The organism is bacterium (assembly GCA_030649025.1).
Taxonomy (GTDB): domain Bacteria; phylum Patescibacteriota; class Minisyncoccia; order JAUYLV01; family JAUYLV01; genus JAUSGO01.
Map to the genome: position 1 here is coordinate 1 of JAUSGO010000001.1, position 2,713 is coordinate 2,713.

Genomic DNA, 2,713 nt, shown 5'->3' on the forward strand with positions numbered 1-2,713 from the left:
TCCTCCCCGAATCCCGCAAACGGGAGATTTTGTACGCCTTGATGAGCGAAATACGCGGCCGCGAGGCGTTAAGAGGAGCGGGCGGCCTGCGCCGAACAGAGCAAAGGTCCATATTCACCATATTCAAAAACATGCCGATAGCAGTCATTACGATCATCGTAGCGCTCTTGGGCGGGGGCACCTCGTTCGCGGCCCAAGGAGCGCTTCCGGGAAACGCATTGTACCCGATAAAAATTTACGTGAACGAGGGAGTCGCGGGGGCGTTTCAGCTCTCGGAAAACGCAAAGGCCGCGTGGGAAGTCCATCTCGCCTCCGAACGCCTGGATGAAGCCGCGCAGCTCTCTGCGAAAGGCGAACTCAAAGGCAAGAACGAAGAGCAGGTGCGAGAGGCTTTCACGAAGCACGCGGAAAAAGCCGAGGATCGCGCGGAGAAACTGCGGGAGAAAGGAAACTTGACCGCCGCCGCGAGCGTCGTCTCCGATCTCGAATCCTCGCTCCGCGCGCATGAGGGAGTGCTTCAGCTCTTTACCGACGCGAGCGGCACCGTCCGGGTCATCACGATGAAGCTCAACGGCACCATAAAAATCCGCGCCGAGATCGAACATGAAATAGAAGCAACAAGCACGCCAAACGTGAAACCGGCTGCCGAGGGGAAAATCAAAGCCGCGGAGAACGTGATCGCTTCCGTCAAATCGTTCTTGGCCGCGCACGCGACCTCGACAAACAGCGCCTCGACCGCCACATCGACCGTAACGACCTCGACTATTGCTGAAGCGAATGCAAAAATCCAAGTTGCGGAAAATCTGGTCGCACAGGCAAAAGCGGAAGTAACGGCCGGGCACTACGCGAACGCGTTCAATCTCGCCCAGCACGCGCTCCGCACTGCCCAAGAAGCCCGCATTTCCCTTCATCTTCGCTTTGAACTTAAGATTGAAAAAGGCGATGACGATGATGAGCACGACAACGCATCAAGCACAAAACGCGGCGAGCGCGAACGGAACGCCATGAGTACGGAGCGGAGAGAGGATGATGATGACCGGGACACAATAAAAATTCGTGGAGATATCCGCGCCACGACCACGCTGAAATCAGAACTCAAGCTGGAAACGAAAACTGAACGGGAAGAAAACGATGGGCATAATGAATCGAACTCCGCAGAGATCCGGCTAAAACTGAACTTGTAATCGGCGCGTTACCAAAAAACCATCCCGCCTAAGCGGGATGGTTTTTTGATTGTGAAGCGGGCTTATTTCAAGTTTTTTTATACACTTTTTTCTTGAATGGTGTATACAAACTATAACTTGAGGGAGAAAACAACAGATATCGGCAGGAGCGCGACAATAATTTGGAGCGCCAGAATAAGCGATGCCTGTTTTGGCGCGCGTGGCAACCATTTGACGGCAAAAAATCCGATCGCGAGCGGCTCAAGCACCAGCCATAATTGAAAAAAATGCGCGCCCGTTACTTCATCCTCCTCCCGGACAATGCCGAAGACAGTGATATAGATGACCAGATACGCAAAAAAGATGAGCGGGGCTGCTATGGGGATCCAAGCGCTGGGTTTTTTAATAATTGCATTCATCTATTCTTTTTCTGCGCCCACAAAGCGAATGCGATAATTGCTCCCGAAACAACGGATGAGAAAAGAATGTGCGACATATTATACGGTACGCTTAAAACCCAATATCCCATCGACCCGATGACAAAAATAATAATAAATTCAAGAACAAAATACTGCAGGAATTTTTTCATAAATTAACCCCGTTATTTCATAATTTTATTATTGTCAATAAAACAGAAACATTTTATTCGGAAATATTCTTCTTACTCTTTACCATACCCACAATACCCACGATAACTGCCAGCAGTCCTATCAGCTGACCTCCAGGGCTATCGTCAATTCCACCATATACAAACAGGAATACCCCGACCAATATCACAAGAGTGAAGTATAGTGTTTTGCGCTTACTCATATAAAAATTTTATCACAGATATATTTCCAGTCTATACGCTGGCGGTGACGATGTCCGGAAGTTTGAACCGGCTTTCGCCCAGAAGATTTATTAGAATTTCCTGTTATCCATAGATATCCACAGATAACGATAAATATATATTGACAAACGATAAGCAATAAATTAAGCTGTATTTATTACTAACCAAAAATCACCTATGAAAAAAAGCTCAACGATATTTCTTCAGGTGGTCATTGTGCTCATTGACATCGTGGCGCTGGCCATTATGATCAGGTTTCCCTTGACCGAGGGGAGAGCCGCAAACTTAGACCTGTTTAGTATTTACGCTGATCCGTTCATCATATATGGGTACGTAGTATCTATTGCATTTTTTGTTGCCCTGTATCAGGCGTTCAAATTACTCGGATACATCGGGCAAAACAAAGTATTCTCACTAAACTCTGTGAAGGCTTTAAGGACTATAAAATATTGTGCAATCGTACTGAGCATCTTAATTGTGATGGCAGGACTATACATAAGGATATTTCATGCTGAAGGTGACGACCCGGCGGGTTTTCTTGCCATGTGTATTGTGACTACTTTTGTTTCTATCGTCATCGCCACTGCGGCGGCCGTGTTTGAAAGAACTTTGCAAAGCGCTGTTGATATAAAGTCTGAGAACGACTTAACAGTATAACTAAACCAACATGGCAATCATCATTAACATCGATGTAATGTTGGCGAAGCGGAAAATGAGCGTC

4 protein-coding genes are annotated in these 2,713 nt (G+C 47.3%); 2 read left to right on the forward strand and 2 right to left on the reverse strand.

Going from position 1 to position 2,713, the window contains the following annotated elements; translation table 11 throughout:
* The coding region (locus Q7S09_00005) for a hypothetical protein (GenBank protein ID MDO8557563.1) at positions 1–1,184 on the forward strand (1,184 nt) is incomplete at its 5' end.
* A gap of 110 nt (positions 1,185–1,294) precedes the next feature.
* Here the strand turns inward: Q7S09_00005 and Q7S09_00010 are convergent.
* Positions 1,295–1,582, reverse strand: a complete 288-nt coding sequence (locus Q7S09_00010; GenBank protein ID MDO8557564.1) for a hypothetical protein — start codon at positions 1,580–1,582, stop codon at positions 1,295–1,297.
* Positions 1,579–1,752, reverse strand: a complete 174-nt coding sequence (locus Q7S09_00015; GenBank protein ID MDO8557565.1) for a hypothetical protein — start codon at positions 1,750–1,752, stop codon at positions 1,579–1,581. The genes Q7S09_00010 and Q7S09_00015 overlap by 4 nt, the downstream gene beginning before the upstream one ends.
* 417 nt (positions 1,753–2,169) lie before the next feature.
* Here Q7S09_00015 and Q7S09_00020 point away from each other — a divergent pair, with 417 nt between their 5' ends.
* A complete protein-coding gene (locus Q7S09_00020) occupies positions 2,170–2,649 on the forward strand; it encodes a DUF2975 domain-containing protein (GenBank protein ID MDO8557566.1) in 480 nt (159 codons plus the stop codon).
* The last annotated feature ends 64 nt before the right edge of the window (positions 2,650–2,713 follow it).

Coding starts and splice junctions, on each gene's coding strand:
- Q7S09_00010 (MDO8557564.1), bottom strand. CDS start 1,582: ATGAATGCAATTATTAAAAAACCCAGCGCTTGGATCCCCATAGCAGCC.
- Q7S09_00015 (MDO8557565.1), bottom strand. CDS start 1,752: ATGAAAAAATTCCTGCAGTATTTTGTTCTTGAATTTATTATTATTTTT.
- Q7S09_00020 (MDO8557566.1), top strand. CDS start 2,170: ATGAAAAAAAGCTCAACGATATTTCTTCAGGTGGTCATTGTGCTCATT.